24 protein-coding genes are annotated in these 25586 nt (G+C 71.2%); 5 read left to right on the forward strand and 19 right to left on the reverse strand.

The features are described 5' to 3' along the window. Nucleotides 1–66: 66 nt before the first annotated feature. The 4 genes from NLX83_RS04565 to NLX83_RS04580 all read right to left on the reverse strand — a co-directional run bounded on the left by NLX83_RS04565 (nucleotide 67) and on the right by NLX83_RS04580 (nucleotide 6002). Nucleotides 67–2220: an ATP-dependent DNA helicase UvrD2 gene (locus NLX83_RS04565; RefSeq protein ID WP_254233609.1), complete on the reverse strand. Its 2154-nt coding sequence runs from the start codon at nucleotides 2218–2220 to the stop codon at nucleotides 67–69. A gap of 253 nt (nucleotides 2221–2473) precedes the next feature. After that, nucleotides 2474–3364, reverse strand: a complete 891-nt coding sequence (gene nudC / locus NLX83_RS04570; protein ID WP_254233610.1) for an NAD(+) diphosphatase — start codon at nucleotides 3362–3364, stop codon at nucleotides 2474–2476. Beyond that, nucleotides 3361–4719 (reverse strand): M16 family metallopeptidase, encoded by a 1359-nt coding sequence (locus tag NLX83_RS04575; protein ID WP_254233611.1) that lies wholly within the window; start codon nucleotides 4717–4719, stop codon nucleotides 3361–3363. Before NLX83_RS04575 ends, nudC begins: the two co-directional genes overlap by 4 nt. Next, nucleotides 4716–6002: a M16 family metallopeptidase gene (locus NLX83_RS04580; RefSeq protein ID WP_254233612.1), complete on the reverse strand. Its 1287-nt coding sequence runs from the start codon at nucleotides 6000–6002 to the stop codon at nucleotides 4716–4718. Before NLX83_RS04580 ends, NLX83_RS04575 begins: the two co-directional genes overlap by 4 nt. 116 nt (nucleotides 6003–6118) lie before the next feature. Here NLX83_RS04580 and NLX83_RS04585 point away from each other — a divergent pair, with 116 nt between their 5' ends. Continuing rightward, nucleotides 6119–7066 carry a neutral zinc metallopeptidase gene (locus tag NLX83_RS04585; RefSeq protein ID WP_254233613.1) on the forward strand — a complete coding sequence of 316 codons (948 nt, stop codon included), beginning with the start codon at nucleotides 6119–6121 and terminating at the stop codon, nucleotides 7064–7066. Between the two features lie 79 nt (nucleotides 7067–7145). On the opposite strand, the gene NLX83_RS04590 is transcribed toward NLX83_RS04585, so the two are convergent. The 5 genes from NLX83_RS04590 to NLX83_RS04610 form a co-directional block, all read right to left on the reverse strand. After that, the gene (locus tag NLX83_RS04590) at nucleotides 7146–7490 is read right to left on the reverse strand and encodes a VOC family protein (RefSeq protein WP_254233614.1); all 345 of its coding nucleotides are present in this window, start codon (nucleotides 7488–7490) and stop codon (nucleotides 7146–7148) included. Nucleotides 7491–7629: 139 nt separating this feature from the next. Beyond that, complete coding sequence (locus NLX83_RS04595) at nucleotides 7630–8349, reverse strand: ESX secretion-associated protein EspG (RefSeq protein ID WP_254233615.1); 720 nt, start codon at nucleotides 8347–8349, stop codon at nucleotides 7630–7632. Between the two features lie 96 nt (nucleotides 8350–8445). Continuing rightward, on the reverse strand, nucleotides 8446–8916 hold the full coding sequence (locus NLX83_RS04600; RefSeq protein ID WP_254233616.1) for a hypothetical protein: 471 nt from the start codon (nucleotides 8914–8916) through the stop codon (nucleotides 8446–8448). Between the two features lie 28 nt (nucleotides 8917–8944). Further along, the gene (locus NLX83_RS04605) at nucleotides 8945–10012 is read right to left on the reverse strand and encodes a potassium channel family protein (protein ID WP_254233617.1); all 1068 of its coding nucleotides are present in this window, start codon (nucleotides 10010–10012) and stop codon (nucleotides 8945–8947) included. After that, the gene (locus NLX83_RS04610; RefSeq protein WP_254233618.1) at nucleotides 10009–10809 is read right to left on the reverse strand and encodes a M20/M25/M40 family metallo-hydrolase; all 801 of its coding nucleotides are present in this window, start codon (nucleotides 10807–10809) and stop codon (nucleotides 10009–10011) included. Before NLX83_RS04610 ends, NLX83_RS04605 begins: the two co-directional genes overlap by 4 nt. 84 nt (nucleotides 10810–10893) lie before the next feature. On the opposite strand from NLX83_RS04610, the gene NLX83_RS04615 reads away from it, so the two are divergent. Continuing rightward, nucleotides 10894–11268: a DoxX family protein gene (locus NLX83_RS04615; protein WP_254233619.1), complete on the forward strand. Its 375-nt coding sequence runs from the start codon at nucleotides 10894–10896 to the stop codon at nucleotides 11266–11268. On the opposite strand, the gene NLX83_RS04620 is transcribed toward NLX83_RS04615, so the two are convergent. After that, on the reverse strand, nucleotides 11262–11816 hold the full coding sequence (locus NLX83_RS04620) for a hypothetical protein (protein ID WP_254233620.1): 555 nt from the start codon (nucleotides 11814–11816) through the stop codon (nucleotides 11262–11264). The genes NLX83_RS04615 and NLX83_RS04620 overlap by 7 nt on opposite strands. A gap of 53 nt (nucleotides 11817–11869) precedes the next feature. Next, entirely contained in the window at nucleotides 11870–12430 is a 561-nt protein-coding gene (locus tag NLX83_RS04625) for a hypothetical protein (RefSeq protein ID WP_254233621.1), read from the reverse strand. 226 nt (nucleotides 12431–12656) lie between these two features. Between NLX83_RS04625 and NLX83_RS04630 the strand changes: the two genes are divergently transcribed. After that, a complete protein-coding gene (locus NLX83_RS04630) occupies nucleotides 12657–13181 on the forward strand; it encodes a hypothetical protein (protein ID WP_030427741.1) in 525 nt (174 codons plus the stop codon). Here the strand turns inward: NLX83_RS04630 and NLX83_RS04635 are convergent. The 4 genes from NLX83_RS04635 to NLX83_RS04650 form a co-directional block, all read right to left on the reverse strand. Beyond that, nucleotides 13136–13657, reverse strand: a complete 522-nt coding sequence (locus NLX83_RS04635) for a MarR family winged helix-turn-helix transcriptional regulator (RefSeq protein WP_254233622.1) — start codon at nucleotides 13655–13657, stop codon at nucleotides 13136–13138. The genes NLX83_RS04630 and NLX83_RS04635 overlap by 46 nt on opposite strands. Before the next feature lie 9 nt (nucleotides 13658–13666). Beyond that, nucleotides 13667–16903 carry an ATP-dependent helicase gene (locus NLX83_RS04640; RefSeq protein WP_254233623.1) on the reverse strand — a complete coding sequence of 1079 codons (3237 nt, stop codon included), beginning with the start codon at nucleotides 16901–16903 and terminating at the stop codon, nucleotides 13667–13669. Beyond that, nucleotides 16900–20091, reverse strand: coding sequence for an ATP-dependent helicase (locus NLX83_RS04645; RefSeq protein WP_254233624.1), 3192 nt, complete (start codon nucleotides 20089–20091; stop codon nucleotides 16900–16902). The genes NLX83_RS04640 and NLX83_RS04645 overlap by 4 nt, the downstream gene beginning before the upstream one ends. A 78-nt stretch (nucleotides 20092–20169) precedes the next feature. Continuing rightward, nucleotides 20170–21234, reverse strand: coding sequence for a hypothetical protein (locus NLX83_RS04650; protein ID WP_254233625.1), 1065 nt, complete (start codon nucleotides 21232–21234; stop codon nucleotides 20170–20172). A 165-nt stretch (nucleotides 21235–21399) separates the two neighbouring features. Between NLX83_RS04650 and NLX83_RS04655 the strand changes: the two genes are divergently transcribed. After that, entirely contained in the window at nucleotides 21400–22347 is a 948-nt protein-coding gene (locus NLX83_RS04655) for a chitinase (RefSeq protein WP_254233626.1), read from the forward strand. A 32-nt stretch (nucleotides 22348–22379) separates the two neighbouring features. Then, nucleotides 22380–22718, forward strand: coding sequence for an MGMT family protein (locus NLX83_RS04660; RefSeq protein WP_254233627.1), 339 nt, complete (start codon nucleotides 22380–22382; stop codon nucleotides 22716–22718). Between the two features lie 59 nt (nucleotides 22719–22777). On the opposite strand, the gene NLX83_RS04665 is transcribed toward NLX83_RS04660, so the two are convergent. The 4 genes from NLX83_RS04665 to NLX83_RS04680 all read right to left on the reverse strand — a co-directional run bounded on the left by NLX83_RS04665 (nucleotide 22778) and on the right by NLX83_RS04680 (nucleotide 25535). Continuing rightward, on the reverse strand, nucleotides 22778–23101 hold the full coding sequence (locus NLX83_RS04665) for a tetratricopeptide repeat protein (RefSeq protein WP_254236077.1): 324 nt from the start codon (nucleotides 23099–23101) through the stop codon (nucleotides 22778–22780). A 2-nt stretch (nucleotides 23102–23103) separates the two neighbouring features. Then, a complete protein-coding gene (locus tag NLX83_RS04670; RefSeq protein ID WP_254233628.1) occupies nucleotides 23104–24075 on the reverse strand; it encodes a pirin family protein in 972 nt (323 codons plus the stop codon). A 72-nt stretch (nucleotides 24076–24147) separates the two neighbouring features. Beyond that, nucleotides 24148–24486 carry a nitrite reductase small subunit NirD gene (gene nirD, locus NLX83_RS04675; RefSeq protein WP_254233629.1) on the reverse strand — a complete coding sequence of 113 codons (339 nt, stop codon included), beginning with the start codon at nucleotides 24484–24486 and terminating at the stop codon, nucleotides 24148–24150. 254 nt (nucleotides 24487–24740) lie between these two features. Continuing rightward, nucleotides 24741–25535, reverse strand: coding sequence for a TIGR02569 family protein (locus NLX83_RS04680; protein ID WP_308209271.1), 795 nt, complete (start codon nucleotides 25533–25535; stop codon nucleotides 24741–24743). Nucleotides 25536–25586: the final 51 nt, after the last annotated feature.

Here is a 25586-nt window from a genome sequence, read left to right on the forward strand (position 1 = left end):
ATGTCCGAGAGCCGGGGCTCCCGTCCTTTGCAGGCTATGTCTCGCGTGCCAGGGCGTGCAACCGAATTAATCGAGTTGGTCTTCACTCGCTCGGTTGAGTGACTCAGCGGCACTGCCCGAGCCCCCAGCGTGCACGAGATCGAGCACGTCAGAACCATACTTGTCCAGCTTCGAGGCGCCAATACCCGAGATGCCCACAAGGGCGGCGACCGTCAGCGGGCGCTGCTCCGCGATGGCCATCAGGGTCGCGTCGGTGAACACCACGTAGGCCGGGACCTTGAGCTGCTTCGCGCGGTCCGCGCGCCACAGCTTGAGCCGGTCGAGCAGGTGTTCGTCCACATCGGACGGACAGTTCGCGCACCTGCCGAGCTTGACGGCGACGCTGCCGATCAACGGCCCGGCGCACGTCCGGCACACCGGCTTGGCGGCGTCCCTGCGCAACGAGGACGCGCCCGCGATGGTGCCCTTGGCCGGAAGGGCGGCCGGGTGGTCGTCGGGAACCAGCCCGTAGAGGAAGCGACTGCGGCGGCGCGGTCTGCCGCTCCCACCCGCCGAGCGGACGAGCGCCCAGGACAGCCAGAGGTGCTCGCGGGCCCGGGTGACGCCGACGTAGAAGAGCCTGCGCTCCTCCTCCACGCCCTCGGAGCCGCCGGACCCGTCCGAGATCGCGTGCTGGATCGGCAGGGTGCCCTCGGTCAGGCCGACCAGGAACACCGCGTCCCACTCCAGGCCCTTCGCCGCGTGCAGCGAAGCGAGGGTCACGCCCTCCACGGTCGGCGGGTGCTGGGCCTCCGCGCGCAGCACGAGCTCGGCGGCGAAGCGCGGCAGGTCGGCGTCGTCGACGGCCGCGGCGAACTCCTCGGCCAGCTCGACGATGGCGAGCAGCGACTCCCACTTCTCCCGCATCGCGCCGCCGGCGGGCGGCTCGTCGGTGAGGCCGATGGTCGAGAGCAGCTTGCGCACCACGTCCGGCAGCGTGTTCGCGCCGATCTCCAGGTCGCCGTTGGTGCGCAGCACGTGCATGGCCTGGCGGACCTCGGGCCGGTGGAAGAACCGCTCCCCGCCGCGCACCTGGTACGGGATCTCGGCCTCGGTGAGCGCCTGCTCGTAGACCTCCGACTGCGCGTTGACGCGGTAGAGCACGGCGATCTCGCTGGCGGCGACCCCGGCGTCGAGCAGCTTGCGGACGCGCCGCACGACCGCCCGAGCCTCGGCGTTCTCGTCGTCGAACTCCGCGAAGTGCGGCTGCGGCCCGGCAGGCCGTTGACCGATCAGTTGCAGGCGCGAGCCGGCCGGACGGCCGCGCGCGGCGCCGATGACCTTGTTGGCCAACGCGACGACCTGCGGGGTGGAGCGGTAGTCGCGTTCGAGCCGGACCACGACCGCCTCGGGGAAGCGCTTGGAGAAGTCGAGCAGCGGGCGCGGGGAGGCGCCGGCGAAGGAGTAGATCGTCTGGTTCGCGTCGCCGACCACCGTGAGGTCGTCGCGGTTGCCGAGCCAGGCGTCGAGCACGCGCTGCTGGAGCGGCGTCACGTCCTGGTACTCGTCGACCACGAAGCAGCGGTAGCGGTCGCGGAACTCCGCGGCGATCTCGCTGTGCTCCTCCAGCGCCGCCGCCGTGTGCAGCAGCAGGTCGTCGAAGTCCAGCGACCGCGCGCGGGTCTTCAGCACCTCGTAGCCGGAGTACACGGCGGAGACCTGCTCGGCGGGGCCCGGGATCTCGCGACCGATCTTGGCGGTGGCCGTGCCGTAGTCGTCTGGGGTGATCAGCGACGCCTTGGCCCACTCGATCTCGCTCGCGAAGTCGCGGAGGGACTCGCGGTCGGTCGGCGCACCCGCCCGCTGCGCCGCCTGACCGACGAGCCGGAGCTTGCCGTCCAGCAGCTCCCACGGCGCGTCGCCGACGACCCTCGGCCAGAAGTAGCGCAGCTGGCGCAGTGCGGCGGCGTGGAAGGTCCTCGCCTGTGCGCCATGGACGCCGAGCGCGCGGAGGCGGGTGCGCATCTCGCCCGCGGCGCGCGCGGTGAAGGTGACCGCGAGGACCTGGCCCGCGGCGACGTGACCGTTGTTGACCAGGTGCGCGATGCGTCGGGTGATCGTCCGCGTCTTGCCGGTGCCCGCGCCCGCGAGCACGCAGACCGGGCCACGCGGCGCGTGCACCGCCGCCCGCTGCTCGGGATCGAGTCCTTCCGTCAGTCCGTCGCGCTCCGAGTCACCCACCGCCCCATCCTCGCAGAGGCCGCGCGCCGGACGGACGCGCGGCACGGCGAGGGTGGACGGGCCTGTTTCAGGGGTCTCGTTCGATGAGAGGCTGCCCCGGCCGCAGGCCGAAGTCGGGTTACAGCGAGGTCGTTCCTGGCAAGACGGCGGGAAGACCGCGTACCGGTGTTGTACGTGGGCTTTCCGCCGGCGCGGCCAGGGGCGGGCTCGGCCCGGCTATCGCGAACACGGGCCCCTGAAACAGGCCCTGGTTTCACAGGACGACGTTTGCCCATGCGGCGAGCATCTTGTGGGCGATCGAACTCGCGCCGGGCAGGCCGAGTCCGGGAACGGCTCCGCCCGCGGCGAAGGCGGCGCGGACCTCGTCCCGGTGCACCCACTTGGCGTGCTCGATCTCGCCCTCCGCGAGGACGAGCGGGGCGTCGCGGTCGGCGAGCGCGGAGAAGCCCACCATCAGCGAACGAGGGAACGGCCACGGCTGGCTGCCCAGGTAGCGGACGGCGCGCACGGCCACACCGACCTCTTCGCCGACCTCGCGCTCGACGCACGCCTCAAGCGACTCGCCGACCTCCACGAAGCCCGCCAGCACTGAATACCGCTCGGCGGGCCAGACCGGCTGGCGGGCGAGGAGGACGTGCGAGTCGCCGTCGTGCACGAGGCAGATCACCGCGGGATCGGTGCGCGGGTACTCCTCGTGTGCGCAACCGGTGCACTGGCGGGCCCACCCGGCGCGGATCGCCTTCGTCGGGGAGCCGCAGCGCGCGCAGAAGTTGCTGAGGTCGTGCCACGCGAGCAGGCCGACGGCGGCCGTCATCAACCCCGCGTCGGTGTCGCTGAGCAGCGCCCCGCACATGCGCAGGTCCTGCCAGTCCTCCGCGCCCGGACCGCGAACGGCCCAGTACGCGGTCTCGTCCTGCACGCCGAGGAACACCGCGCCCTCCACGGGCGCGTCACTGAGGTCGCCGGTGCTGCCGAGGTGCAGCACGTCGTCGGCGAGCCGGGTGCGGCCACGCTCGTCGATCACGACGAGCGTGGCCTCCTTCCACCCCTTGGACAACAGCTCGGCGTTGTCCCGCAACGCATCCGCTCTGTCCACTGTGGACCGAGAGAGGGCCGGGAGCCCGTCGAGCGCGAAGTCCGTCACGAGAGGACGGCACCCCCGAGCGCGCGCAGCGGGGACTCCAGGGTGGCGGCGTCGCCGACGACCACACCGGTCCACGCGGTCGGCCGGAAGAACTCGGCGGCGGCCTCGGCGATCTGCTCGGCGGTGACCTGCCGCAGCCGCTCCGGGTGCGCCCACAGCCAGTCGGCACCGAGGCCGACCGAGGCCAGCCCGGCCAGGTTGCTGGCCAGCCCCGCCTGCGAGGACACGCCGATCGACAGCGATCCCACGAGGTAGCGGCGCACAGTGTCCACTTCGGACTCGGTCGGCGGCACGAGGCACATCCGGCCGAGCTCGTAGCGCGCTTCGAGTACGGCGGGCGCGGTCACCTCACTCGCGGTGTCACCGCTGAGGATCAGCGTCGCCTTGCCCGGGGTGAACTCGAACATCGAGTGCACCGAGTAGGTGTAGCCCTTGTCCTCGCGAAGGTTCTCCACCACTCGCGAGGAGAAGAACCCGCCGAAGGCGATGTTGGCCATCTGCAGCGCGACATACCGGGGATCGGTGCGCGGAACCGCTTGCGTGCTCAGCCGGAGCTGCGACTGCACGGCACCCGGCCGGTCGACCAGGCGAAGGTCTCCCCCGGCGATGTCCGGCAGCTGCGGCATCTCCACCGCGCTGCCGTCGGAGTTCCACCCCGCGAGCACCGCGGCGATCCGGTCGACCGCCTGCTGCGGCTCGACATCGCCGACGACCACGAGCACGGAACCGCGCGGGAGCACGGCGCGGCGGTGCAGCTCGCGGACGTCCTCGACGGTGACGGCGGCCGCGGCCTCCTCGGTGGGCACCTCCCGCGTGAACGGGTGGTCGCCGTAGCGGTGCCGCTGCAACGCTTCCCGCGCGATCGTGCCGGGCTGGCTGCGCATCAGCGAGATCGAGCTGACCAGCCGCTCGCGCTCCCGGTAGACCTCCTGCTCGGGGTAGGCCGCCGCGGTCAGCAGGTCGGCCAGCACGTCCAGCTGGAGGTCCAGGCCGTCGACGAGCCCGCTCCACGACAGCGAGAGGTGCTCCGGATCGACGCCGACGCTCAGCGCCGCGCCGACCCTGGCCAGATCGCTGTCCAGTTCGACCATCGTGCGCTTGGCGGTGCCCGCGAGCAGGGTCGCCGACAGCAGCTCGGCCTGCGCGGCGTGCTCCTGCCGCTCCCCCGCGAACGGGATGTGGAGGCGGAACTCCACCATCGGCACGGTGGAGCGCTGCGCGACGATCACGCGCAAACCGTTGTCCAGCACGGTGTCCACGAGCTTGGGCTCGACGGCGGTGCTCTGCGCGACGAGGTCCGGCAGGGGGCGCGGACCGGCTTCGGTGCGGCCGATCTCGGCAGCGGTGCGGGTCACTTGTCGCCTCCAGCGGGGGTCAGGGTCAGCACGGCGCGGGAGTCGGGGCGCAGGCCCTTGGCCGCCTTCGCCACGTCGTCCGGGGTCACGGCCGCGAGCAGCTCGGGGAGTTCGCCGATCAGCTCGGCGCGGCCGAACAGCAGCTCCGCGGAGCCGTAGTTCAGCGTGCGCGAGGTCAGCCGGTCGTGCGCGCCGTGCAGCGTGGCCGCCCAGCGCGCGGTGATCCTGGCCAGCTCGTCGGCGTCGGGGCCGTGCGCGGCCAGCTTCTCCAGCTCCTCGTCGATCGCGCCGAGCACGCGCGCCTGCTCGACCTGGCCGGGGTAGATCCCCACGATCGCGAAGGTGTCCGGGTCGCGGGCGTCCAGGGAACTGCCGAGCAGCCCGCAGCGCGCGCTGATCTCGATCACCAGCTCGTCGGTGTGCACCAACCGCTGCACCAGGCGCGCCGAGTCGCCGTCGCTGAGCAGCGAGGAGAGCACCATGTAGGCCAGGTAGCCGTTCATGTCGGTGCTCGGGTCGGGCAGGCGGTAGCCCACGGTCAGGCCGGGCAGCGTGGCGTGCGGGTCGACGTGCTCCCCGCGCAGCTCGGTGGTGGGCAGCGGCTCGGAGAACGACGGCCGCGGCGGGACGGGACGCGCGGGGACGTCGCCGAAGTGCTTGTGCACCAGGTCGATCGTCGGCTTGAGCTCGAACTCGCCGGTCACCGTCAGCACCGCGTTGCCCGGAGCGTAGTAGGTGTCGAAGAACGCCGCGCAGTCGTCCAGCGTGGCCTCCTCCAGCTCGGCGAAATCGCCGTAGCCGTTGTGGGAGTTGGCGAACGTGGAGTAGAGCACCGGCGGCAGGGTGATCCACGGGAACCCGCCGTAGGGCCGGTTCAGCACGTTGAGCCGGATCTCCTCCTTGACCACGTCGACCTGGTTGCGCAGGTTCTCCTCGGTGATCTTCGGGGCGCGCATCCGGTCGGCTTCCAGGAAGAGCATCCGCTCCAGCGCCGCGGACGGCGTGACCTGGTAGTAGTCGGTGTAGTCCTGGTGCGTCGAGCCGTTGAAGGTGCCACCGGAGCCCTGGACGTGCCGGAAGTGCGCGAGCTTCTCCAGGCTCTCGCTGCCCTGGAACATCAGGTGCTCGAACAGGTGGGCAAAACCGGTCCGCCCCTCCGGCTCTGAACGAAATCCCACGTCGTAGTGCACGCTGACGCCGACGACGGGCGCTGAGGGATCCGGAGCCAGGAGCACCCGCAACCCGTTGGGCAGGGTGAACCGGTGAAGCTGGGGTTGGGCCATGGGCGCAAGCCTATGCCCGCACGGCGAGCCCGTGTCCGCCTATGCTGCAAGCGCATGGCCCGACCCGGGGACGTGCGTCTTCGGCCGATCCGATCCGGCGTGTGGAGGCCCCGTCGATGACAGAGCCAGTCGAGCCGCCCCTGGAGGACCCGACGGCGCACTACCGGGGGCGCGGCAACTCGCCTCTGGTGATCACCCTCGTGGTGGTCGGCCTGCTCGCGGGCACCCTCGGTTTCGCCGGGCTGGCGCGCACCTGGGGGTCGACGCCGGACGTCGACGAACCCGGACTGGCCGCACCTCCGGCGAGCTCGGCCGCGGGCCCCGAGGAGAAGCCGGTCGCCCGGCCGAAGTACCGGCTCTCCGACCACCCGCTGCTGGCCGACGGGCTCGGCCTCGGCCCGACCGAGTGCCAGCTGCCCGCGTTCGGCCGCTCCGAGGAGCAGTTGCACGCCTACTACACCGCGGGCCTGAAGTGCCTGGAGTCCGCGTGGAACCCGGTCTTACAAGCGGCCAACCTGCCTACGCAGCAGGCGAAACTGGACACCTCGCCGGACCTGCCCCGCAACCCCTGCGGTGAGCCGCCGAACGAGGACGAGGCGATCGCGATGTACTGCGGCGCCAACTTCACCATCTACATGCCGATCACCCGGCTGCAGCGCAACTACGGCACCGGCCGCTCCGCCGCCTCCGGCCACCTGGCCACGCTGGCGCACGAGTACGGCCACCACGTGCAGGCGGTCAGCGGCATGCTGTCGGCGGCCAACCGGCAGCAGATCGACGCGGGCGAGTCCACCCCGACCGGCCGCGAGACCTCCCGCCGCATCGAGATGCAGGCGACCTGCTTCGCGGGGATGTTCTTCGCCGCCACCTCCGGCCGCGGTTCGGTGACCAAGTCGCTGGCGGACAGCGGGGTCGCCGACTTCCGCCGGATGGACGACACCTCGGTCCAGGGCAGCACCCACGGCAAGGCCAGCAACCAGGCGACGTGGGCCAAGCGCGGGCACAAGGACAACCGCACCGCCTCCTGCAACACCTGGACCGCCCCCTCCTCCGAGGTCGGCTAGTCCCGTCCCAGCGCGGGTTCCGGCGTCTTCAAGTACGACGAACCCCCCAAGTCGATCACCGATAACCGCACCCAACCCCCTACGGCGCAGGCGCTTCGGCAAGCGACAGGCTGTTCCCGTCCGGGTCCAGCACGTCGACGTGGCGCACGCCGTTGCCGTAGGTCTCCACCGGTTCATGGGCGATGCCGTGCGCGGCGAGGCGCGCCAGGACGTCGTCGAGGCCGGTCACCCCGATCGTGATCATCGCCTGGCCCACCCGCTCGGCGCGCACCTCGCGTGCGTCCACGACGACCCACGCGCTCTCGCCGAGCTGCCACAGGTGCTCCTCGCCGATGACCTCGTCGGCCGAGCGCCCGAAGAACACCCCGAACCACTCCAGCGCTCTGGGCAGGTCGCTCACCGGCATGATGCTGTACAGGTCCACCCGGACCACCCCTCTCGGTCGCTTCCGGAGGTTGGACCGCTGCGGCGGCTGAAACTCATCGGTGGGGTTTGCTGCGGTTGGAGACGGTTTTGGACGGGGTCCGGGGTACTTGAAGACCGGGGAACCCGTGGGCGGAGTGCTAGCGGGCGGTGTCGGTGAGCAGGCGGCCGACCTGGTTGGTCAGCCGGGCGATGCCGCCGGGGGCGATCGTGGTCCAGGCCGGGCCGTTGTAGGTGGCCCGCTGCTCGATCAGGTAGCGGCCGTGGTCGGTGTCCACGAAGGCCACCGCGTGCCCGCCGCGCTTCCTGCGGTTGGCGCCGTCGCGCACCGCCGAGGTGAACTGGCCGCCGCCGACCACCCCGCTGAGCATCTCGCCGATCATGGCCGCGTCCGCCTGGCCGATCCGCCGCTCGACCAGGCGGGCCGCCAGGTCCTCGCCGTCCGCGCAGGCCGCGTCGAACACCGCGCTCGGCAGGCTCACCGAACGACCGGGGCCGCCCCGCAGCGGAGGCACCGCCGTGACGATCGTCCTGGTCAGCGCCTTGCCGAAGATCCGGGTGAGGGTGATCTTGTCCCCCTCGCCGACCGCGAGCACGCCCTCGTCGCCGACCGCCGCCGCCATGATCCGGTGGCCGGGGTCCTGGCGCAGGGTGGCGTGCAGCTCCTGGCGACTGGTGGCGAGCACGGTCAGCAGGTCGCGCAGCCGCGGCTCGATCTGGACCGGTCCCACCGGCCGCCGTCCGGTCAGGTGCGCGAAGGGCTCCGGCGGCTGGCCCAGGTTGAGTGCGCGCCAGCAGCGGTCGAACTCGTCCGCGGTGAGAGCGACCAGCGTCCTGGCCCGCGCGGGTCGGTGCGGCATCAGGCTCCTCACGTGCGGGCGGAAATAATTTTCCCCCTCCGACGCGGCGCCAGGAGCCGCGGTTCCCGCCGGGACGCGGTGGTGATCAGTTAGTGATCATGCGAGCTGCCCGGTGGCCGACCGCCGCCTGCCGTGCCCGGCGAGCAGCAGCGCGTAGATCGCCCCGGCCACCCCGGCCACCGTGCACAGCACCGCGCGCAGCCGCTGGCCGAGCCCGCTGCTCGCCTGCCCGGTGCCGACCACCTGCACCACGAGGTTCTCGGTGTTGGTCGGCAGCTTCTGCGGGACCTCGACCTCCAGCTGCTCGCCCTCGCGGCTGCCGCACGCGTCGAGCTTGGCGCGCATCGGCAGCCCGTCGACCCGGATCTCGATCCCGTCCCGGGCCTGGCTGCCGCAGGCGACCGGCGCGACCACGGTGGCGGGCACCCGCCTGGTCGGCGCGAGGTCGCCCGACGACGTGCCCGTGACCAGCGGAAGCCCCCACACGACGAGGGCGGCGCCGAGTCCGACAAGGCCGACGACGAACAGGATCAGTCCCCAGCGGACCGGGGCAGGGCGAGCGACCACACCGAGGATGCTCCCAGACTCGCCCCGGCTAGTCCTCTCCAGCCGGGGTCACCTTGCGGACGTAGAGCAGGCGATCTCCGGATTCGATGGCGTCGGCCTCCGGGGCGTCCACCCGATAGAGGTGACCGTCGCGCACCACGCCCAGCACGATGTCGGAGAGGTGCCTCGGCGATCCGCCGATCTCGTTCGACTCGACCTCGCGCTCGGAGATGGCCAGCCCGGCGTCCGGGGTGAGCAGGTCCTCGAACATCTCCACCACAGACGGCGTCGAGGTGGCCATGCCGAGCAGCCTGCCTGCGGTCTCGCTGGAGACCACCACCGAGTCGGCGCCGGACTGGCGCAGCAGGTGGACGTTCTCCGCCTCCCGCACCGCGGCCACGATCTGGGCCTTGGGCGCCAGTTCGCGGGCGGTCAGCGTGACCAGCACGGCGGTGTCGTCGCGGTTGGCCGCGACCACGATCGCCCTGGCCCTGGAGGCACCGGCCAGCCGCAGCACGTCCGACCTCGTCCCCGAACCGTGCACGGTGACCAGGCCCTGGGCGGAGGCGGCCTCCAGCGACTCGTGGTCGGTGTCGACGACGACGATCTCGGTGCTCTCGGTGCCCTCGCCGAGCAGCGCGGTGACCGCGGAGCGGCCCTTGGTGCCGTACCCGATGACGACCGTGTGGTCGCGCACCTTGGACCTCCAACTTTGGATCTTGAGAGCTTGCCGGGAGCGGTCGGTGAGCACTTCCAGGGTGGTACCGACCAGGACGATCAGGAACAGCACGCGCAGCGGGGTGATCACCAGGACGTTGATCAGCCGGGCCGACGGGGAGGCCGGGGTGATGTCGCCGTAGCCGGTGGTCGACAGCGACACGGTCGCGTAGTAGATCGAGTCGAGCAGCGAGAGCCCGTCGTCGTTGACGTCGCGGTAGCCGTCGCGGTCGAAGTAGACGATCAGCACCGTCGCGATCAGCGCCAGCGCAGCCCCGACCACCCTGCGCACGATGGCCCGGATCGGGCTCATCGTGTGCGTCGGGATCTTCAGCACGCCGACCAGGGCGTGCCCCGGCTTGACGTCCAGGTCGTCGGTGGTGCGACGAAGGCGGATCATGCCGCGCTCCCGTGGTCGAGAAGGTCGGTCCCCGCCGGGTTCCGGCGCGGACCGCCGAGGAGACCCGCCAGCCGCACGGCGTTGTGCAGCAGCAACGAGGTGCTGAGCTGTTCATCCTGCTGGGTGACGTTCCCCGGGGCGGAGGCGGCCCCGTCGAGCACCGGCAGGCCGCCGTGGGCAGGCACCCCGAACTCGCCGAGCAGGGTGGGCTCCGCGGTGCTCGGCGGCGGCGCGAACATCAGCAGCAGCTGGCAGTCCAGCTCCGCCCGGTGCGCTCCGACCAGCCGTTCCAGGTGCTCCGACCCGGCGGCGCCCGCTCCCTCGGCGAGCAGCACGAGCGTGGCGGCCGGGCGGGTGCGCCCGGTGACCGCGAGGTGCGCAGCCAGGGCCAGCCGCACGGAGGTGAGCAGCCCCTTGGCCACCGCGCCCCTGGCGATCAGCGCGCCGTCGCGCAGCGCCGGTTCGAACGGGGGGTGCGACCAGCCCTGGACGTCGTGGATGGGCGCGACGTCGTGGTGGCCGTAGATCAGGACCGTGGGGCCGTCACCGGGCCAGACGGCGTGCACGGCGGGACGGGCGGAGCCGTCGTCCCAGATCCGCGCTTCGGGCCAGCCGTCGCGGCGCAGGGCGGTCGCGAGCCAGCGCGCTGAGCGCACCAGGTCGTCGCCGTGGGCGGGGTCGGCACTGATGGAGGGGATGGTCAGCCAGTCACGCAGGTCCGCGAGGTAGGACTCGGCACGGGCCGAGACCTCCTGTGCTTCGGCGGAACCCGCGCGCGGATGGTGCGCGTCGGTCACGGAGCGGGAGGTTAGGGCATGTGAGCGGCGCGCGGGATGTGATTCCCCGCGCGCCGCGTGTCCCACCGGAGTTACCGTTCGGTAATGGGAGCGGACAAGCAGATCTCGGCCGTCGTCCTCGCGGCCTTCCTCGGCGGGATGGGCGTACTGCACTTCGTGAAGCCGGAGCCCTTCGACGCGATCGTGCCGAGCCGGTTGCCCGGCTCGGCACGAACGTGGACCCATCTCTCCGGCGTCGCCGAGCTGGGTTGCGCGGCGGCCGTCGCCGTTCCGCGCACCCGCGGGCTGGGCGGACTGCTCACCGCGGGCCTGTTCGCGGCGGTCTTCCCGGCCAACGTGAAGATGGCCTACGACTACCGGAACAAGCCCGCGAAGCAGCGGCTGATCGCCTACGCCCGTCTGCCCTTCCAGGTTCCCCTGGTGCTGTGGGCGCTGCGGGTGCGCAAACGGGCTCAGTAGTACAGAACGTCCCAGTGCGGCGGGTTCGCCTCACGGGTGTAGATGTTTCCGGCGGCCGAGACGTACTGCTCCACGCCGAAGGTGGGCGTGCGCTTGGTGAAGCTGCGCCGGATGTAGCCCTCGATGCAGTCGTTGCGCCGGAAGTCGACCTTGTAGCCGTTCCAGTGGCTGTACGTGCCGCCGCCGTGGCCGGTCTCGGTGCCACCGGTGAGGTGCAGCGCGCAGCCGCTGGCCCGCTTGAGCACGATCACCTGGTCGATCGTGCCGGAGAAGATCTGGTCGAACGAGGTGCAGTTGGGGTTGTTGCGGTCGGAGCAGTTGCCGCTGGAACCCCAGGTGATGCCCGCCGCGCGCAGCCGCGAGGTGGCGGTGGCGTGGCTGATCTTGGTGCCGCTGCGGCCCGCGACCGGGACTACGTCGCCGAGCCGGACCGCCTCGGGGGTGGTGAGTTCGCTCGCTCCGGCGGGAGCGGTCGCCGACGCCTGCGGAACGAGGGTCAGTGTGGCGCTCGCCGCGAGGACGAACGCGCCTAAGACGCGCCTGGACATGGTTCTCCTTCAGAAGTGCTCGCAGGGGGGTGGGGAGGGGAGTCAGGCGCGGCTCACCAGTAGAGAACGTCCCAGTGGTTGCTCTCGTTGGTGTAGATGTTGCCGCTGGGCGCCTTGTACTGCTCGATCCCGAAGGTCGGCGGGACGACCTTGGTGAAGGTGCGCCGGATGTAGCCCTCGACGCAGTCGTTGCGCCGGAAGTCGATCTTGTAGCCGTTCCAGTGCGAGTAGCCCGCGTGCGAGCCGTGCGCGTCCTCGGTGCCGCCGGTGGCGACGAGCGCGCACCCGCTGGCGTTGCGCAGCGTGATGATCCCGTCGATCGTCCCGGAGTTGATCTGCTCGAAGGACGTGCAGTTGGGGTTGAGGCGGTCCGAGCAGTTGCCGCTGGACCAGATGCCGATCCCGGCGGCGGTCAGCCGGGAGACCGCGGTGGCGTGGCTGAGCTTGACGCCGCTGCGATCGACGGCGGGCGGGGTGAACCCGGCGAGGCGCTGGGCCTCGGGCACGCTCGCCTCGGTGCCCGGAAGGGCGGACGCGAGTGCCGAGGGGCCGGGAAGCAGGGTGGCGGCGACGGCCGCGAGGCCGAACGCGGTGATGACCGAGCGCAGGTTCATCGACCTGACTCCTTCACGTGTTGACGCCCGACCTGCGAGGCAGGGGTGCAGGTGGGCGCTGGCCACCCGATAGGGCGACACGCGGTGGAGAGTCGACAGGGTGGCTAAAAATCTGGTGAATGCGCGCCAAAATCCGCAGGTAGTCGGGGGTAAGGCGCCAAATGCCAATTGCATTTGCTCCGGCGCGGCCTCCACAAGGCGTTGCGCCGGGGCCTACGATGCCCCGGTGCCGCCTCTTGAACACGCCGCGAACGCACTCGGCTGGCACGGCGTGGTCGTCCCAGACGTGTCCGTGCTGGGACAGCAGGTTTCCGCCGTCGTCCGGATCCGGAGCGACGTGCACGAGTGGCGCGCGCGCAACGGCTGGCCGCCGGAGTCCGACCCCTCGTGGTTCCGCTCCTGGTTCGAGCCGAGCTTCCACGACCAGGTCCCGGTGCCCGCGGTCGAGCTGCTCGGGGTCCTGGTGTTCGAGTCCTCGGTGGACCGGGCGCTGACCTCCTGCGGCACGCTGATGACCCTGGCGCCGTGCGCGGTGGTGCTGCCGTCACCGCAGCCCGAGGACCCGTGGCGGATGATCGAGCTCGACTACTACGGCATCGGCGTGGTCACCGCGGACAGCACGGGCGCGACCGCGCTGGTCCCGCCGGAGGACCGCTCCGGGGAGTTCGGCCCGTCGCTGTTCGGCCGCTGGCTGCTGGAAGTCCTCTACGAGCGCACGCTGGAGCTGGCGCACCAGCCGTCGTCGCGCTGACGCCCCAGGTCCTCCAGCCTCGTCCCCAGCCGCCCCAGCAGGGCGCGCAGGGTGATCAGCTCCTCCTCGGCCAGGCACGACCGCATCTCGGCGTCGGCCTCGGCGACCTCCTGGCGCAGCGTGGTCAGCAGCGCGCGGCCCCCGCGGGTCAGCGACAGCCGCACGCACCGCCGGTTGTGCTCCGGCACGATCCGCTCGACCAGCCCGGACGCGACCAGCTTGTTGATCTGCCTGGTCAGCGTCGGCGCCTCGATCTCCAGCCGGGCGGCCAGCTCGGAGTTGCCCCGGGTGCCCGCGGCCAGCTCCTGGAGCGCGAGGAACCCGGCGAAGGTCAGCCCGCGCGCGGCGAGCAGCCGGTCGAGGTGGCAGCGGATGGCCCTGGCGACGACCGTCAGCTCCCTGCCGACGCAGGACCACGCGCCGTTCTCCGGGTCGAGCAGGACAGCGGGCTCGCGGCTGGCGGGAGAGGCGGGCACGCCGCCAGGTTAGCCGGGTCGCGGGACCGAGCGGAGCAGGCCGCGCAGGCCTTCAGCATCGAGCAGATCGGACGGGCGCAGCGTGTGGTCGTGCCGCACGTAGTGGAACGCGGCGCGCACCCGCTCCAGCGGCACCTCGCGCAGGCTCGCCCAGGCCAGCCGGTACGCGGCCAGCTGCACGGTGACCGCGGGCAGGTGCGCGGCGTCGGGCACCGCGCCGGTCTTCCAGTCCACCACCGTCCAGCCGCCGTCCGGATCGGCGAAGACCGCGTCCATCCGGCCGCGCACCGCGATGCCGTCGACCTCGGTCTCGAACGGCACCTCGACCTCCTCCGGCGTGCGGTCGGCCCACTCGCTGGCCAGGAACGCGCGTTGCAGGTTCTCCAGGTCCGCGTCGGGCACGGCGGTCTCGTCCGCGGCTCCCGGCAGCTCGTCCAGGTCCAGCAGCCTGGTGGCGCCGAAGCGCCGCTCCAGCCACGCGTGGAAGGCGGTGCCCCGGCGCGCGGTGGGGTTGGGCGGGAACGGCAGCGGACGGCGCAGCCGCCGGGCGAGCGCTTCCGGATCGGCGGCCAGCTCGACCAGCTGGCTCACCGACAGCTGTGACGGCAGCTGCACCTGTTCCCGCCTGCTCGCCGCCGCGGCTCGCTCGGCGAGCAGGACCTCCACGTCGCGCGCCCAGCCCTCGGGGTCCTCCTCGCCGGCCTCCGGTGCCTCTCTGAGCGCCGCGCGCACCAGGTCCGCGCCCTTCTGCACCGCGGATCGCCTGCGGGCCAACGGGTCGTGCGGCCACTTCGCGCTCTTCGTGGCCTGGGCCAACGGGTTGCCCGCGTCCACGACGGGCTCCGGCGCCCAGTGCTGAACGGAGCCGATCTCCGGCGACTCGAACATCGCTTCGTGGATCTCGGTCAGGAACTTTGAGGGCCCACGCGGTTTCTCCCCCGTCTCGCCCCACCAGTGCCCGGACACCAGCAGCGCGTGCTCGGCGCGCGTCAACGCGACGTAGAGCAGCCGCCGCTCCTCGATCAGCCTGCGCTCCTCGAAGTCCTCCTCGTGCACCTTCAGCGCGGTCTCGATCTCCTTGCGGTTGGCGCAGCTCTCCAGCGACAGCGTCGGCAGGTCCTGCGAGTCACCCCGCAGCTCCGCGGGCAGCTGTTGCGGAGTGCGCAGCCAGCTGGACGACTTCTTCTTGCCGGGGAACACATCCCGCACCAGGTGCGGCATCGCGACGATCTCCCACTCCAGCCCCTTGGCGGAGTGCACGGTCAGGATCTGCACGCGGTCCTCGGCGACCTCGACCTCCCCCGGCTCCAGGCCGTCCTCGGCCCGCTCCGCCGCGCTGAGGAAGTCCAGCAAGGACGGCAGCGTCGCCGAAGGGCTCGCGGAGGCGAAATCCGCGACCACATCGGCGAAAGCGTCCAACTGGGCCCGGCCGATCTTGTTGGGCCGCGCCAGGGTTTCGATGTCCAGCAACAGGTTCCGCTCGACATCGGCGACCAGTTCCGGCAGCGGCTGGTCCATCCTGCGGCGCAGTGCGGCCAACTCGCGCCCCAGTTTGCGGACCCGCTTGAAGCCCTCCGGGGAGTACGCCTCCGCGTCACCGGGGTCGTCCACCGCGTCCACCAGCCCGGCCAGCTCGGCGTGCTCACCGGGCAGCGCGTCGGCGATGGCGTCGGTCCCGGTCGGCTTCGCGTCGGCGCCACCGGCGAGGAACTTCGCCCGGTCCCACAACGCGGCGATATCGGAAACGCCCATGCGCCAACGAGATCCGGTCAGCAGCCGCATCGCCGCCGTGCCCGCGAGCGGGTCGACCAGCACCCGCAGCGCGCTGACCAGGTCGCGCACCTCCGGCTCGTCCAGCAACCCGCCGAGCCCGACGACCTCGACCGGCAGCCCGCGATCGCGCAGGGCCGTGGCCATCTCGGCCATGTCGGACCTCCGCCGCACGAGGACCGCGGCGGTCGGCGACTCCCCCGTCGCGTCCACTCTGGACTCCCAGTAGGCGGCGATCGTGTCGGCCACCCAGTCCAGCTCCTGCTCAACGTCGGGCAGCAGTGCCACCCGCACATCTCCCGGGCCCGCGTTGTCCTTGGCGCGCAAAGCTTCCACGTCCAGCCCGGCGGAGCGCAGCGGCTCCGACACCGCGTTGGCCAACGCGAGGACCTCGGGCGGGTTGCGGAAGCTGGTGAGCAGGCCGTACCGCCGCGCGGGCTCCAGCCGATCCTCGCCGTAGCGCGGGAAGTCGGTGGCGAAGCGCGGGAGGTTGGCCGCGCTCGCGCCACGCCAGCCGTAGATCGCCTGCGCCGGATCACCCACCGCCGTAACGGGAACCGGGGTTCGATGTCCCCCGCCGAACAGCGAGCGCAGCAACACGCGCTGGGCGTGACCGGTGTCCTGGTACTCGTCGAGCAGCACCGCGCCGTAGCGCTCGCGCTCGCCCGTCACGACCTCCGGGTGCTCCTCCGCGAGACGAGCTGCCATTGCCATCTGGTCGGCGAAGTCCATCGACGCCTCTCGCCGCTTCCGCGCGGCGTACTCTTCGACGAGTGGCAGAAGCGCGATCCGAAGTCTTTGTGCGGCAAGGACTTTCTGCATGTCCTGGCTCAGCTCGTCGCGCTGCCGCGGCCCCTTCGGCGCGCTCTCCACGTAGCGGCAGAAGTCCTCGGCGTGCTTGCGCAGGCGCTCCGGGCTGACCAGGTGCTCACCGAGTTCACCCGCGAGTGCGAGCAGGTATCCGGTCACGGTGGAGGGCACCTTGTCGGTGTTGATGTCCTCGGTCCACGACGAGACAACGCGATGCGCGAGCTGCCATGAAGCCGTCTCGCGCAGTAGCCGCGCTCCGGGCTCGACGGGCAGGCGCAGCCCGTGTTCACCGACGAGCCGACCCGCATAGGCGTGATAGGTCAACACCGTCGGCTCACCGGTCAGCACCGCGTTCGCGCGGTCACCGCTGGGGTCGAGCTCATCCAGCAGCCCCGAACCCGCGAGGCGCCGCAACCGCAACCGGACGCGGTCGGCCAGCTGCCGCGCCGCCTTGCGGGTGAACGTCAAGCCGAGCACGCGATCCGGTGTGACGAGGCCGTTGGCGACGAGCCAGACCACGCGCGCGGCCATCGTCTCCGTCTTGCCAGCACCCGCGCCCGCGATCACCAAAGCGGGTTCGGTGGTAGCCGCGATCACCTCGGCCTGTTCGGGTGTCGGGGGGTGCAGGCCGAGGGCGTCCGCGATGCGAGCCGGGCTGGCGGTCACTCCGGGACCTGTCGACCCGAAGGCTGAATAGGGCAACAAGTCCTTGCGGGACAACGAGAACAGTCCGCGTTCTCGGTTGCCGTGTACTCGGGGCCGACGCAGGAGGCCGCCGCCGCGTGCACCACGTCCGTCCACGCTTTGACGGCCTGCTCGTCCAACGGCGGCTGCACTCGCTCAGCGGCGCCGGTCTTCTTGTCCTCTTTGGACACGAACAACAAGCGCGCTCCGCCGGGCTCCGTGCCGAGCCCGAGCTTGGTGAACGCGCCGAGAGCCACCGCGAGCTGGTAGACCGCGAGCTGCGGGTGCTCCTCCGCATCGGCCTTGCTGACCGGATTGCGCCCGGTCTTGACGTCCACCACGACCGCGCGGCCGTCCTTGTCCATGTCGAGCCGGTCGACCCGGCCGCGCACCTTCAACCACGGGCCACCGGCTTTCGGTTCCAGCGTCACCGAAAGCTCGTTCTCCACCGCGACCTGTGTCAGCTCCGCACGGCTGTTGGACAGCCACGTCATGAAGGCGGTCAGCATTGCCTCGACGCGCGTTCGCTCTTTGCGCGAGAACCACGGGGCTCCGGCGTCCACCGTCGCCCACGCCTGGTCGAGCGTCTTGCGCAGCGTGTCGTTGTCCGCCCCTTCGGCCGCCGCCTGCACCAGGGCGTGCACCAGCGAACCCGTGATCGACGCCAGCTCCGCGGAGTCCTGCCCACCGTGGCGCTCCACCATCCACCGCATCGGGCAGCGCGTCAGGATGTCCACAGTAGATGGTGAAACCGATACGGTGTCCTCTTCTGTCCACAGTGGAGCGTCGGTCGAGGTCTCCGGCAGGCCGTACCAGTTGTCCGGATGCGCACCGGGAACCCCGGCCTCCGCCAACTTCGCCAGCTGCGCGGCGGCGCGGGATCGCTTGTCCGGCTCGGAATCCGGGTCGCAGACCACCGAACGAAGCTCACCGACGAGCTCGGCGAGCACCAGTCCGCGCTCCGGCTTCGCGATCGGCCTCGGCGCCTCCTCTGTGCCGAACTGGTCGAAGCCGTCCAGCTCGTCGAGGAACCGCGACGGTTGCTCGTCCTCCCCGCGTACGGCGCTGACCAGGAGCTTGTTCCTGGCCCGGCTCGCCGCGACGAGCAGCAGCCTGCGCTCCTCGGCCAGGATCGGCGCGGTCGCGGAGAGCTTGTCCGAGGGCTCCAGCCCGGCGAGCTGGTCGATGAGCTTTTCCACGCCCAGCAACGATCCGCGCAGCCGGAGATCCGGCCAGGCACCTTCCTGCACACCGGGCACCGCGACGACCGTCCACTCGCGACCGACAGCTGCGTGCGCGGTGAGCACCGACACCGACTCGCCCTGTGGCGCGGTGGCGGCCAGCGTGTCTCCCGCGATCTGTTGTGCCGTAAGGTAATCCGCGAACCCAGCGACGTCCTGTCCCGGAAGCCGGTCGGTGTAACGAGCCGCCGCGTCGAAGAGCGCGACGATCGCGTCGAGATCGCGATCCGCCTGCGCCCCTGTGGGTCCCGGGCGCGCGGCCTGCCGGGTCCACCGGATCTCCAGGCCGCTGGCCTGCCACACCTGCCACAGGACCTGCTCGACGCTGGCGTGCTTCGCGATCGCCTCCCTGGCGATCTGCATCAGCCCGGAAACCCTGCGCGCGGGCGCTGCGGCCAAATCCTCAAGCGCAGCAAGCTGATCCGGCTCTTGCAAGACGTCGACGAGCAGATCGCCGCTCGCGCGGTCACTGCCCGCGGCAAGCTCAAGCCGCCGAAGCCCGCGCCGCAATCGCCGCAGTGCCAACGGGTCCGCGCCACCGAGCGGGCTCGACAGCAAGGCCGCGGCGACCTCCGGGTTCAACTCCTCGGGCCGCGCGGCGCACCGTAGCAACGTCAGTAAGGGCCACACCGCGCTCTGTTGCGGCAAAGGCAACTCGTCCAGGTCGACGTTCACCGGAACACCCGCCGCGAGCAGCGCTCTCCGCAGCACCGGCATCACTCGGCCTGTCGACCGCGCCACCACTGCCATCTCCGACCACGGCACCTCGTCGATGAGGTGCGCGCGCCGCAACTGATCCGCCACCCACGACGCCTCTTGCGCCCCCGAGGCGAACAAGCGCACCGCGACCTCGCCCGGCACCTCATCCTCGGGACCGGTCAAAGTCCTTGGTGGGCCAGGCAAACGAGCCATCAACCGACGAACGGCCTCACGCACTGCCGGGCGCATCCGGTGGTCTGTCGAGAGCGTGACAGTTCGCCCGGCGGCATCCCGCAACAGCTGCGGATCGGCTCCGCGGAAGGAGAACACCGCCTGGTCCGGATCACCGGCGAGCACGAACTCCCCCGCCGAGTCACCGATCACGCGGATCAGCTCGAACTGTTGCGGGTCAAGGTGTTGCGCGTCGTCGACCAGCAACAGCCGCACCCGGGCGCGCTCGCGCTCCAGCAGCTCCGGCTCCAGGTGGAAGACCCCAAGCGCCGAGCCCACCAGCTCGGCGGCGTCCAGCGCGGGTGCGGTGGCCTGCGGCGACTCGGACCCCACCGATCCGCGCAGCAGCTGCACCTGCTCGTACTGGGCGCCGAACGTGCCCGCGGCGACCCACTCCGACCGCCCGTGCTCCCTGCCCAGTTCGACCAGGTCCTCCGGCCCCAGCCCGCGTTCTGCCGCTCGCAGCAGCAGATCCCGCAGCTCGGCGGCGAAACCGGGTACCGCGATGGCGGGCCGCAACCGCTCCGGCCAGTAGTCCGCGTCGTCCTCGATGTCACCGGCGAGCAGTTCGCGCACCACCACGTCCTGCTCCGGCCCGGACAGCAGGCGCGGCGGCGGCAGCTCGAAGGTCGTCGCGTGCAACCGAAGCACCGCGAACGCGTAGGAATGCACCGTGCGCACAAGCGGCTCACGAATCGTGCGCAGCGGACTGCCAACCCGCGCTTCGCTGATCAGCGAGGTGATGTGCGCCCGCATCGCCGTGGCCGCCCTGCGGTTCGTGCACAGGACCAGCACGTTCTCCGGATCGAGCCCGCGGTTGAGGATGCGGTCGGCGGCCACCTCGGCCAGCAGCGTGGTCTTCCCGGTGCCCGGACCGCCGAGCACCCGCACCGGCCCGCCCGGGTTGTCGAGCACGCGTCGGCCCGCGACGTCCCACTCGGGACGACGCCGGATCCGGTCCGACCCCCGTACCAGGGTCGGCGCGTGAACTGCGGGCACGCCTCCGATGCAATCACGCTGCCCCGACGACGCCCAGCACGGGGGCACCCGTGTCGCGGCTTTTCCCGCCCGCGAGGGCTAGGGATAGGCGACCCACGACCGGTAGGTCGTCGACGGCGACGTGAGGTGGGCTCGGTCGGCGGCGACAACTGTCAGCTCCAGGCGCCCGGTGTACCCCGGCGCCCAGTCCACGGTCGCGGTACCACCCGGGCGGTCCGCCGCGACGAAGTGAACCGGCTCCGATCCACCGTAGTAGAACCCGGCGACGTCCTGGTCCCCTGCCGCGGAGAAGGTGAACTTGCCGGGCACATCCGGCCCACCGTGCCCGGGCGGGCCTGCGTTCTCCGGGTAGCCGGTGGAGCTGACCTTGGGCGCGTTCGCCGGGCGGACGTAGTCGGTGACGAACCGGCACGTGCGGCTCGGTGCGGAGCCGAACTCGTCGTCATGGGCGGTCGCGGTCCACGCGTACTCCCGGCCGTGCACGAGGAATCCTTCGTGCAGCACGGCCCTCGCCGGGAGGCCAGACCCGGCGTAGCTCGCGGTCACCTCCTTGCGAGTGCTCGGATCGGCGACGTCCCACACCGCGAACCGGACCGTCATGGTGTCCTTGTCCGGATCGGTCGGTGTCGCTTCGAGCATCGGCGCCGTGGAGCGCGTGTACCTGGGGTTCTCGGTGCACGCACTGCTGTCCATCAGCAGGCCGGTCGGCGCCTCGGGCTTCCGGTTGTGGCTGACGCTGATCGTGAGGTCGTTCCGGTAGCGGCGCCCGAACTCGGCCGCGAACTGGTTGGCCCCGGACATCCGCAGCGCCAGCGTCACCTTGGACTCGCCAGCCGCGAGCGCCGCTCCCAGCACTTCTTTGGCGTCCCAGTCCAAGTACTCCGACACGCAGTTCGTCAGGCTGCCCGGTCCGGGCAGGTCGAAAGTGAAGTACGCCTTCGACGAGTGCACCTGCCCCCGGTCGTCCCGCCAGGCCCCGACCGGCATGTCCCCCGGCTCTCCGGCGAAGCTCCGATCCGGCGCCAGGACGTCTGTGTACGCCCACGACGCACGCAGGACCGACGTGTGCGACTCGGCCGCGGCGGGAGCCGCCACGAGTCCGGTCAGGACGACGGCGGCGGACAACGCGCTGATGACTCTCATCGATCTCCTTCACCGCGCCCGGCCGCGATCCTCCCGCAGTCCGGTGCCCTCGTTGATCTCCCTTCCAACACTTGACAGCGCAAGTGGTCTAGTCCACCTTGGAGAGCGCTTACCGCTCGCTCGGTTCGCCGCCTCGACGCGAGTCCCCCCTGCACTGGAGGACCCATGAGGTTTCTGCGGCGAACCCTGCTCTGCGCTCTCAGCGCCACCGCCATCGTCGGCACGGCCACCCCGGCCCACGCCGCCGTCAACCCGGTCACCGCTTCGCCCTACCTCTACAGCTGGGGCCGGACCATCAACCCCGTCGACGTGATGCGGCAGACCGGCGTGAAGTCGTTCACCCTGGCCTTCGTGCTCTCCGACGGGGGCTGCAACCCGAAGTGGGACGGCAACCAGGAGCTCTCGTCGAAGTCCGCGCTGATCAACCAGATCCGCGGCGCGGGCGGCGAGATCGTGCCCTCCTTCGGCGGGTGGTCCGGCAACAAGCTCGGTGACCGCTGCTCCAGCGCGAGCGCGCTCGCCGGGGCCTACCAGAAGGTGATCGACGCGTTCCGCCTCACCGCGATCGACATCGACATCGAGAACACCGAGTTCCACAACCCGTCTTCGCAGGACAAGGTGCTCGGCGCGCTGAAGATCGTGAAGGACCGCAACCCCGGCGTGAGGACCGTGATCACCATGGGCACGGCCAAATCCGGCCCGGACGCCGACGGCCAGCGCCTGATCCGCCGCGCCCGCGAACTCGGCTCCAACGTGGACGTGTGGACGCTGATGCCGTTCAACTTCGGCGGCGGCAACATGGTCAACGACACGATCAGCGCCGTGGACAACCTCCGTTCCCGGCTGAGCAGCACCTTCGGCTACTCCGCCGCCGAGGCGTACCGGCGCAGCGGCATCTCGTCGATGAACGGCAAGACCGACCAGAACGAGACCGTCACCGCGGCCAACTACAAGTCCATGCGCGACTATGCCGCCCGCAACCACTTGGGGCGCTTCACCTTCTGGGCCCTCAACCGCGATTTCGGCAACTGCGGCGCCGCGGGCTCCAACTGCTCGGGCATCAACCAGGGCACCTACGAGTTCACCCGCGTCACCGCCGGCTACACCGGCTGAGCGTTGTCGGTGCCCTGCGCCACAATCGGGGTGTGGACGAACAGATACACGAGCGCGTGCGGGACGTGATCCGCTCCATCCCGGTCGGCCAGGTGGCGACCTACGGTGACGTGGCGGCGGTGGCGAAGGCTCCGTCGCCGCGCATCGTCGGCCGCATCCTCGCCGAGGACGGGCACGACCTGCCGTGGCAACGCGTCCTGCGCGCGAACGGCACGCCCGCGCCGCACCTCGCCGACGAGCAACTCCAACTGCTCCGCGAAGAAGGCGTGGCGATCCTCGACGGCAAAATCGACTTCGCCGCGCACCGCTGGTCCGAGTCCCCCACCGCCCACGCGACCCCGAAAGACGACCCCCAACCCGGCCTCTTCTAACCCCCCGGGGGTACCCCGTTTCGTACTCTTAGCCGTAAAGAGAGCGCTCCCATAGGTGGCTAAGAGTACGAAACGGGCGAAATGTCGGCGCCGAGGGCCGTGGCGAGCTTGAGTTCGACCGCGGCCTCGGAGTGCCGGGACAGCCGTGCCAACGTGCGGCCGAGCAGCAGGCGCGCATAACCGTCGGACGGGTCCAGCCGCACCAGCTCACGGGCCACGGTCTCGGCACGGCCGAGCGACGCGGACTGGTAGTGCGCCAACGCCAACTCCTCCAGCACGGCGCGGTTCGTCGGCTCAAGTGCGGCCGCCTCGGCGAGGAACCGCGCGGCACCACTGGGATCACCGGCGGCGCGGAACATCCGCCCGCGCTCGAACAGCTCCATGGTCACGTGGACACCTCCTCGTCGGTCGGGCCGCGGTGGGCGATGCGCTCGGCCGGGATCGTGCCGAGGCGGCCCGCCTGGTAGTCCTCCATCGCCTGCATGATCTCCGCGCGGGTGTTCATCACGAACGGCCCGTAGCGCGCGACCGGCTCGTTGATCGGCCGACCGCCCAGCACGAGCACGTCCCAGGCCGAGCGCGCCCGCATGGTCAGGGCGTCACCAGCGCTGAACACGCCGAGCTGCCCCTCCTCCAGCGGTCGCCCCTCACGGCCGATCGTGCCGCGGCCGGAAAGCACGTAGACCATGGCGTTGAAGTCGTTCGGCCAGGGCAGATCGAGCTGAGCGCCCGCGCTGACCGTGGCGTGCAGGTAGGTGATCGGAGTCCACGTCACCCCGGGGCCGTCGTGCCCGTCGAGCGAGCCCGCGATCACCCGGACCAACGCACCACCGTCCACACTGGACAGAAGCGTCACGTCCCCGCCGCCGATGTCCTGGTAGCGCGGAGCGGTCAGCTTCATCGCGCGCGGCAGGTTCACCCACAGCTGCACGCCGTGGAAGAGCCCGCCCTTGGTGACCAGTTCCTGCGGCGGCAGCTCGTTGTGCAGGATGCCCGCGCCCGCGGTCATCCACTGCGTGCCGCCGTCCTTGATCACGCCGCCGCCCCCGATGGAGTCGGTGTGCTCCATCGCGCCGTCGATCATGTAGGTGACCGTCTCGAAGCCGCGGTGCGGATGCCACGGGGCGCCCTTCGCCTCACCCGGCGCGTACTCCACCGCGCCGAGGTGGTCCAGCAGCAGGAACGGATCGGCGAGGCTGAGGTCGATGCCGGGAAACGGGCGGCGAACGGCGAAACCCTCGCCTTCGAGGAAGCGCTGGGCCTGCACGACGCGCTTGACGCCGCGCCAGCCGGTCTCCGCCTGGGGCAGCTCCGGCAGGCGGGGCAGGGTCAGGGTGTTCGCGGTGATTGCGGGCATGGTGGGCCTCCTCGGTCGACGGCCATCCACACCCTACAAGCTCGTTGAACTCTCAACTATTCCCCGGATGGCTCAGGCGGCCACGCCGAGCTCCACCGTGCCGTCGACCACGCGCACCGGGTAGACGGGAATGCGCAGCTCCGGGTCCTCGACGCACTCGCCGGTCTCCAGGTCGAACGCGCGCTCGCGCGCCGGGGAGATCACCACCAGCCGCCCGCGCCGATCACCGATGATGCCGCGCGAGAGCACGGGAGCCCCGGTCGCCGGGTCGAGGTTGCCGACCGCGCGCACGTAGCCCTCGAAGGTGCGGAACACCGCGGCCTGCGCACCGTCGGGCAGCGAGGTCACCGAACCGCGGTCAGGCCAGAGCGCGTCGTAGCCACAGATCTGGATCCACGAGAGCGGGTTCATCTGCTCACCTCCGAAAAGCGCGTTGGACGCATCCAACGTCACCCGGATGTCGCAGTGTTCACCCCGATGTGACAGCCGTGTTAACCAGCCGCCCGTCACCTCCCAGCCGGGTCGCACAGTCTTCAAGTCCCACGAACCCCACCCGCACAGGTCTTCAACCGCCCCCAACCCCCGGACTGCCAGGGGGGTACGAGGCGGTTGAAGACGGTCGCGGAGGGGGTTGGGCGTACTTGAAGACCGGCGAACCGCGGCGGCTACAGGGTTTCGAGCACCAGGTGTGCCGCGCGGTCGAGGCCGGTCAGCGTCTGCGCGGAGGAGCGCGGGTGCAGCGCGTGCATGGCGAGCCGGTACAGCAGCGCGCGCAGCAGCATCTGCGGCCACTCCGGCAGGTGCGCCCAGCGCTTGGTCAGCCCCTGATCCGCTCCGCCCCAGGCCAACGCGTCCACGGTGATCACCGCGGCGGCCCACTCCGGCGGCCGCCAGTACGGCGTGAAGTCCATGATCCCGGGCGGCGCGTTGCCCGCGAAGAGCACGTTGCCGAACAGGTCGCCGTGCACCAGCTGCGAGCGCAGGCGGGTCGGCCTGCGCGAGTTGGCCAGCACCGCGAACATCCGCCCACCGAGGTCCGGGACGAGCCGCGAATCGGCCTCACCCCAGGCCATCCGGTCGGCGATGGCGTTGATGTCCTTGCGCGCGTCCAGGAAGTCGGGCCTGCGCAGCTCCACCGTTGCCGCGTGCAGGCGCAGCGACACCGAGATCACCTCGTCGTGCCGCGACTCCGGCTGACCGGCGATGTGCCGGGTGGCCGACCACCCGGCGACCACCCACCTGCCGTCGGTGGAGCGCAGCGGCCGGGCGAGCCGGAGCTGGTCCACCTCAAGGGAGTCCAGGGTCTGGGCGGCCCACGCCGCCTCCGACGGGTCGAAGATCGGTTTGAGCACGACGTCGCCGCACAACCACGCCGGGCCGCCCGCGTAGGGCTCGGGCAGCGCGGTACGCGCACCGAACGCCGCGCGCACGTGTTGGGGTGGCGGCTCCGGTGGTTTCACGACTCGGCACGCTACCCCGACCCACCGACAGAACGCGGGATAGGCACGGCA

This window comes from Allokutzneria sp. A3M-2-11 16, from assembly GCF_024213555.1.
Taxonomy (GTDB): domain Bacteria; phylum Actinomycetota; class Actinomycetes; order Mycobacteriales; family Pseudonocardiaceae; genus Allokutzneria.

Bases quoted from the DNA above. Each gene is read 5' to 3' on its own strand.
- NLX83_RS04615 (WP_254233619.1), top strand. From the start codon at position 10,894: ATGGGAGCGGACAAGCAGATCTCGGCCGTCGTCCTCGCGGCCTTCCTC.
- nirD (WP_254233629.1), bottom strand. From the start codon at position 24,486: ATGAACCCGCTCTCGTGGATCCAGATCTGTGGCTACGACGCGCTCTGG.
- NLX83_RS04650 (WP_254233625.1), bottom strand. From the start codon at position 21,234: ATGAGAGTCATCAGCGCGTTGTCCGCCGCCGTCGTCCTGACCGGACTC.
- NLX83_RS04585 (WP_254233613.1), top strand. From the start codon at position 6,119: ATGACAGAGCCAGTCGAGCCGCCCCTGGAGGACCCGACGGCGCACTAC.
- NLX83_RS04625 (WP_254233621.1), bottom strand. From the start codon at position 12,430: ATGAACCTGCGCTCGGTCATCACCGCGTTCGGCCTCGCGGCCGTCGCC.
- NLX83_RS04580 (WP_254233612.1), bottom strand. From the start codon at position 6,002: ATGGCCCAACCCCAGCTTCACCGGTTCACCCTGCCCAACGGGTTGCGG.
- NLX83_RS04605 (WP_254233617.1), bottom strand. From the start codon at position 10,012: ATGATCCGCCTTCGTCGCACCACCGACGACCTGGACGTCAAGCCGGGG.
- NLX83_RS04595 (WP_254233615.1), bottom strand. From the start codon at position 8,349: ATGCCGCACCGACCCGCGCGGGCCAGGACGCTGGTCGCTCTCACCGCG.
- NLX83_RS04665 (WP_254236077.1), bottom strand. From the start codon at position 23,101: ATGGAGCTGTTCGAGCGCGGGCGGATGTTCCGCGCCGCCGGTGATCCC.
- NLX83_RS04655 (WP_254233626.1), top strand. From the start codon at position 21,400: ATGAGGTTTCTGCGGCGAACCCTGCTCTGCGCTCTCAGCGCCACCGCC.
- NLX83_RS04670 (WP_254233628.1), bottom strand. From the start codon at position 24,075: ATGCCCGCAATCACCGCGAACACCCTGACCCTGCCCCGCCTGCCGGAG.
- NLX83_RS04620 (WP_254233620.1), bottom strand. From the start codon at position 11,816: ATGTCCAGGCGCGTCTTAGGCGCGTTCGTCCTCGCGGCGAGCGCCACA.